Below are 6268 nucleotides of genomic sequence, written 5' to 3' on the forward strand. Positions count from 1 at the left end.
CCTCAATGACATACAGGTAAAACTGTGGCCAGTTTTACTTGACCAGTACATACTTTTCGAAAGATGGGTCTATCTGCATAAAGGTACGTAAAGCGACATAGGGTTCACTATAAGGTGTTGGTACAACAGTATTATTCTTATTTCAGTTGCCCCCGTTTTGTCATGTTGTTTATGCAGCGTTTTTCGGGGGAGGATCTGATGTTCGAAAAGGCACGATTTCGGACAGGGGTTAAAAAACCGTCCGAAAATCAACTAGACGCCATACTGGACAAGCCTATAGTTACGTACGTCCATTTCGTAACGAATTACCTCACCGACCTCCGAGGTTTGTTAAGTGACTAAAGATAAGCTCTTAGGGCTACTATCAATTCTATCTACCGAGTAACAATCACAGTCATCGTACGTGAGTTCGAAACCAGCAGGAAAACAATAATGCGAGTTAGAGATAGGCCATAATCCTATGTCGCATTACGTACCTTTATGCATAGGTACCCTATTCGTTGAACCCCAGCATTTCACACCCCAGCAGCGAGAGTGAAAGCATGATCAAGGCGACGGGCTTCAAAGTGCCTGAAGATATCGGCATCATAATGTACTCGCTTTGGTTAAGTAGAGGGTGCGGCTCTCATGAACATAGCAGCTACGCTGCAATTGGGCGCGTGGTAGGTTTATGCGTATAATCGGTGTTTTCATTTGCTGCAATCACGACACGATTACCTTTACTGATCATGGCCGCTCGTACTTCTATCAATACCCCATATCAACCTAGACCGCTTAACTTTCTCCTTGAGTTCAACAAAGCCTGGGAAACTATGGTGGCGACTGACTCAACACTACGAGATATCGAAATCATTGAAGTCACTAAAATGCTCGCCTGCGGCAAACCGGCATTGGGTTGTAAAGAGCTACATTGTGAAAACAAAGACTGCACCCACTCCAAAAATATCTGGTTTACTTGCTCCAGTCGAGCCTGCTCTCGTTGTGGCAAAAAATCGACCGATAACTGGATAGCTCAACAGATAGACCGAATGCCACATTGCCCTTGGATGCACATGACATTCACTTTCCCTGATGTTTTATGGCCCATCTTTCGCACCAATCGATGGTTACTCGATAAACTTTGCCAACTCGCTGTCGACAATCTCCTTTATGCGGCAAAGCAGGCAGGACTAGAAATTGGAATTTTCTGCGCACTCCATACCTTTGGGAGACGTTTAACTTGGCATCCTCATGTTCATGTATCTGTGACCCTGGGGGGGATAAATTCACATGGCGATTGGAAGGCGCTCGCCTATTGCCATGAAAAAGTCGAAAAACGTTGGCGTGATGGGCTCTGCGATTTACTACTTTCTGAATATGAATCTCTGACAATCGACGATGCAGGATCTCACTGCCGTGACTTTGATGAATTTCGACGCTTCATTAATGCTCAACGTCAACGCTTTTGGCATGTGCACTTTGCAAAGAAAACCCAGCATCCCAAAGCCACAATCAACTACCTTGGTCGCTACCTTAAACGTCCACCGATTGCAGGGGCAAAACTGGCTCATTATCGTGGTGAAGCTAACCTATCGTTTCGTTACCTCGACCATCACACGGGGAAATATGAAACGGAGGAAGTCAGCCAGCTTGAGTTAATTAAACGTCTCATCCAGCACATCCCAGAGAAAAACTTTCGTATGATCCGCTATTTTGGCTTTCTGGCCAATCGATTGGTCGGCGAAATGCTACCTAAAGCCCGTGAAGCTCTGGGTATGGAGAGTCCCCTCCAGCCTATGCCACCACTTCGATATGGTCAGATGATGAAGTCTTTTTTAAAAGTAGATCCGTTTGAATGCATTCTATGCGGCCACAGAATGCGATTTAAGGCTTTCCATGCAGGAGTGGGTCGGAAAAATATTGTCAATGAAGCTTTGAGTCGGCGTGGTGAGGCCATCGTATAGGGAAGATCTATCCAAAATTGGGGTTATCGACAATTCCATTGATAGGTACCCCCTCTATCATCTGTTCAAATGATAGGTAAATGAATATTCCTGACAAATTAGCCATCCCAATCTTAAGAAAACTCCGTATTAGAAACTTTGAAATCGCTAAACATCAAGGGAAGGGTTTTCCCAAGGGAAAAGCCCTATCCAGAAAGGGTAAAAGGGGAACACCGACACAGTTACCCCCTGTTTCTAAAGATAAAACTAATCCTTTTGCATCATAAACCCATGAAAGCCTAGACTTAGACTGTCTCCGATGGAGACAGTCTAAGTTATCTCTCTCTAAGGTTGAAAAAGAAAAATAACATACGTATACTATTCAAATATCTTATCCCATCGGAGTAAAGAAATGAGTTCAAAGAAACCCTTGATATTAGGTGTTTTTCAGCAAAAAGGCGGTGTTGGTAAAACGGCAGTTTCTTCTATTGTTGCTGAATATGCATCTATAAAAACGCATATGAATGTTCTAGTCGTTGATCTTGATATGCAGTGCAACAGTTCGGATTATTGGGTAGGAATGGAAAGCTCTTCTCAATCTACCGGTGGTCAGCTTCCCCCTATCCACCCAGATTGGAGCGCATATGACCCCGATTGTGAAGATATAGAAGAGCGTTCAACAATCGCAGATACGTTTTACGGTAAAGAAGTATTACCTTACGAGACTTTTGTAAACCCTAAAAACGGTTTTACAGGAAAAGTTGATTGTCTACTGGGACACCCTGCTCTTCTTGAAAAAATCAACACTGAATTTTCTAATGAAAGCGGTCAAATAGAAAAAAAAGTCATAAATCGTCTTAAAGAGGTCTTGTTTAACGAGTATGTCGGTGAAGATTATGATTTGGTTGTTTTAGATACAGGGCCGTCAAGAAATCCAGTTTTCAGGTCGGCTATTCGTTGCGCAACTCACGCTGTTATCCCCTTCGAGCCAGAAGAAAAATCAATGCAGGGTATTAATGCAATGATACAAGTTATCCAATCCGATAACTTTGCAAGAGACGATGAAAATCAGTTGAATTTGGTTGGTTTAGTTCCAAACAAGGTTAAAATTAACACCAAACTTCACAAGGGCACTTTAGACATGCTTCACGAAAGCTTAGGTTCTATTATGCTCCCCGACGATATCTACCTACCTTATTCAATCGCTTACCCTGAGCGAGACTTAAAAGGCATCTCTCCTAAATCAATATTTCAAATTAGTAAACATCACACAGCTTTAAAGCATAGTGAAAGTTTATGTAAACACATCTTATGTGAAATATTTGGTTCTGTAGAGATTGATAATCGTCTCAAACAAAAGTAAGTGTCTCCATCGGAGACAGTAAACAAAAACAACTTATAGGTGTCTCCATCGGAGACAGTAAGGATTTAATGTGGTTAAAAAGTTTGGTTCAAATAAAAGTAGAGCAGGGACTGGTAAAATTGAAGCTGATGGTGACGTAAGTAGCAGTGAAAAATGGACAAATGCTACTGCTTCCCAACTCGACAGTAAGAGCAAAAGCATCTTAGTTAAAAACCTTCCAATCTCCCATATAAAAACTGACCAAGATAACCCGAGAAAATTAGCGATTGACACGGTTCTTGTTTCGAAAATACAAGCAAAATATCCGATTAATCTGTCATTAGAAAAGGAAGAATATAATGGCTGGATAGAAGAATACGTTGAAAAAGTAGTAAAGGACTTTGGACTTAAAGAAAAACAAATTGGTGATTTAACGTCAATTATTGAGTTCTGCGCAGTTCTTAAATCCCCTACTCGACTCTTACACCCAATCGTTGTTTGGCAAGAGGACAGTGTATTTCACTTAATCTCTGGCGAAAGGCGTTTACTCACTCACATTATGTTGGGTGAACAATATATTTCATCAAGAATTAATGAGGAACGTCTAACTAAAAACGAAATAGATATTCTGCAATGGGAAGAAAACGTTCACCGTGAAGATATGACCATCTTTGAAAAAACGATGAGACTTGAAAAATTGATCCACGGAACGCACGGAATAGAAAAAATATCCGTTAGGAAATTAGGAACAGTCTCCGGCTTATCGACAGCAGACGCCCAAAGATATCTAGCGATCATTAAATATAAAGTCAAACACAAGACAGATATTTTAATAAAAGCTATTGAGGAAGGTAAAATTACCAGTCTTCAAAAATGTGCAGCATTAGCACAATTAGAACCAGAAGACCTGAAAGCAAAACTTGAAGGCAGACCAACTAAACAGTCTTTAACGGCTCGCAAACCCGTCATTAAAATTAGTAAAGAAGCTGATGTGGATATCATGAAGAGAATTATTGAAGCAGCCACTAAAGAGTTTAAAGCAGAAGAAGTGTTAGAAAGTTTAGATTTAAATAAATCTAAAGACCTCAATGAAGCATTCAATTTATTAGTTACTTTTTTGAAAGATGAGAAAAAGTAGGGCAGTTATAAATGATTAAAACAAACAAGGAATCTCTACAACCAGTCAAGCGTATAGCCGTAAGAATACCATCAAAGATGGTAGAGAAGATTGAAACTAACCTTCTTGCTTCTGGTTACAATAAAAAACAACGTCTTTATTGGTTTGAAGATGTGTTAGCCGAATTGTTTGAAAAGGACGATTTTCATAATTTAATTGCTGAAGAGTTCATTGAACCTGGAACAACAAAAACGATCAACCTGAGCCTTACTGTCAAAACCTTCGATATAGTGAAGAAAGTAGTTAAAGAAGTAGAAGCCCAAGAAGACGTCAAGACAGATCGAAGTTCGGTGATTAGAACAGCTATTATTCAACGACTGTTGAAAAAGGTTTAGATATGGCTAAAGATTTGATACCAACAGAACAATTAGAACTATTTGTCGCTAATATCATTGATGCGTCTCCAAAAGGGGAAACGCATTCTATGGAGTTTCCTTTGTTTAGCATTAGTTCTAAAGTCGATACTGATACATATCATTATCATAATAAAAAGACAGGTGCATCAATTGAGATAGTGCCAAATGATAAAGGTAGGGCAACGATACACGATAAAGATTTATTGTTGTATTGCTTCGGTCAAATAGCAGAGGCACAAAATAGAGGGCAAGCGATCGGTCAAAAGATACATATTACACTGTATGATTTTCTAAAAAGTACGAATAAAAGTACTGACGGTAAATCCTATAAAGCGGTACTAGAAAGTTTAAAGCGTTTAGCAGGCACAACCGTTTATACCACTACACATAATAATGGTTTAAAGAGGGATAAAGGTTTTAGCTTCGTTAGTGACTACGACTTAATCACTGACGAAAAAACAGGTCGAATGAAATATGTAGAGCTTATTTTACCTTCTATTTTGTTTGATGCCATAAGTAACAATCAGATCTTAACTTATGCGCCCCAATATTTTTCTTTAAGATCACCATACGATAGACGATTGTACGAACTCTGCAGGAAACATTGTGGAAATCAATCGAAATGGGAGATAGGGTTAGAAAATCTCTATAATAAATTCGGGGTTAAATCTCCATTACGAGAATTTAGGCGAAAAATAAAAGAGATTGATAAGAAACAGTCCATTCCTGATTATGTCGTGACCTATTCAACAGCAAAAGAAACAAAAACAGTTGAAAAAATAATTGTTTATAAAGACAAAGAAGGAAGTATAAAAGAAGAATATAAAAGGTTTAAAAATACTTAAAACTCGGGGTTTTAACCACACACTCCAAAAGCAGATGCTATTTTGAACAAAAACTTCGAGGTTTTAAACACATAATTTAGAAAACATACGCTTTAACACTTATGAAAAACACAAAGTGACTAATAACTACCGTATATTTTTAAGTTTTGTTTTTATTGTTGGTGTTCGGGGTTTTGACCACAAAATAAACTGTGCATAACCTGTTAACAATAGGTGCGTAGGGCGTTAATTGACTCGTGGTTTGAAACACAGTAAGAACGTGGTCGTGAACACGCAGCATCGTGGTTGTAAACACGCCACTAAACACGAAGCATCGTGGTTTAGAACACAATACATCGAGGTTCTGAACACGAAATAGCTCGGAAAGCCCCGTTATACAAGGTCTTAGCGAAACGTAACCTTTTAACTAATTAACTATATTACTAACTCTTTATAACGGATTTTTTCAAATTAGAAGCTATTTAACTATTATTAAACCACTGGTGACTGAAATCCGCGGTTGCTAATCCGTTACGGCGGAGAGCAAAAGCGAAACGGCTCTTTTTGCATAGAGCCGAAAGTAGACAGCCTAACCAAGCATGATATCTACACGATTGCCCTCTCTTCAAAGGTAAGGAATTTCAATA

Annotated in this window: 6 protein-coding genes; all 6 read left to right on the forward strand. The window is 39.2% G+C overall.

Annotation, left to right across the window (positions count from 1 at the left end):
- Nucleotides 1-728 precede the first annotated feature (728 nt).
- Nucleotides 729-1943, forward strand: a complete 1215-nt coding sequence (locus AB4484_RS24970; RefSeq protein WP_372080872.1) for an IS91 family transposase — start codon at nt 729-731, stop codon at nt 1941-1943.
- Nucleotides 1944-2023: 80 nt separating this feature from the next.
- Nucleotides 2024-2209, forward strand: a complete 186-nt coding sequence (locus AB4484_RS24975; protein WP_372080867.1) for a hypothetical protein — start codon at nt 2024-2026, stop codon at nt 2207-2209.
- Nucleotides 2210-2334: 125 nt separating this feature from the next.
- Nucleotides 2335-3285, forward strand: coding sequence for a ParA family protein (locus AB4484_RS24980; protein ID WP_372080868.1), 951 nt, complete (start codon nt 2335-2337; stop codon nt 3283-3285).
- Between the two features lie 70 nt (nt 3286-3355).
- A complete protein-coding gene (locus tag AB4484_RS24985; RefSeq protein WP_372080869.1) occupies nt 3356-4402 on the forward strand; it encodes a hypothetical protein in 1047 nt (348 codons plus the stop codon).
- A gap of 11 nt (nt 4403-4413) precedes the next feature.
- Nucleotides 4414-4776 (forward strand): hypothetical protein, encoded by a 363-nt coding sequence (locus AB4484_RS24990; RefSeq protein WP_372080870.1) that lies wholly within the window; start codon nt 4414-4416, stop codon nt 4774-4776.
- A gap of 2 nt (nt 4777-4778) precedes the next feature.
- Nucleotides 4779-5642 (forward strand): replication initiator protein A, encoded by an 864-nt coding sequence (locus AB4484_RS24995; RefSeq protein WP_372080871.1) that lies wholly within the window; start codon nt 4779-4781, stop codon nt 5640-5642.
- Nucleotides 5643-6268: the final 626 nt, after the last annotated feature.

Source organism: Vibrio sp. 10N.261.46.A3 (assembly GCF_041472995.1).
Classification (GTDB): domain Bacteria; phylum Pseudomonadota; class Gammaproteobacteria; order Enterobacterales; family Vibrionaceae; genus Vibrio; species Vibrio coralliirubri.

Bases quoted from the DNA above. Each gene is read 5' to 3' on its own strand.
- AB4484_RS24970 (WP_372080872.1), top strand. From the start codon at position 729: ATGGCCGCTCGTACTTCTATCAATACCCCATATCAACCTAGACCGCTT.
- AB4484_RS24975 (WP_372080867.1), top strand. From the start codon at position 2,024: ATGAATATTCCTGACAAATTAGCCATCCCAATCTTAAGAAAACTCCGT.
- AB4484_RS24980 (WP_372080868.1), top strand. From the start codon at position 2,335: ATGAGTTCAAAGAAACCCTTGATATTAGGTGTTTTTCAGCAAAAAGGC.
- AB4484_RS24990 (WP_372080870.1), top strand. From the start codon at position 4,414: ATGATTAAAACAAACAAGGAATCTCTACAACCAGTCAAGCGTATAGCC.
- AB4484_RS24995 (WP_372080871.1), top strand. From the start codon at position 4,779: ATGGCTAAAGATTTGATACCAACAGAACAATTAGAACTATTTGTCGCT.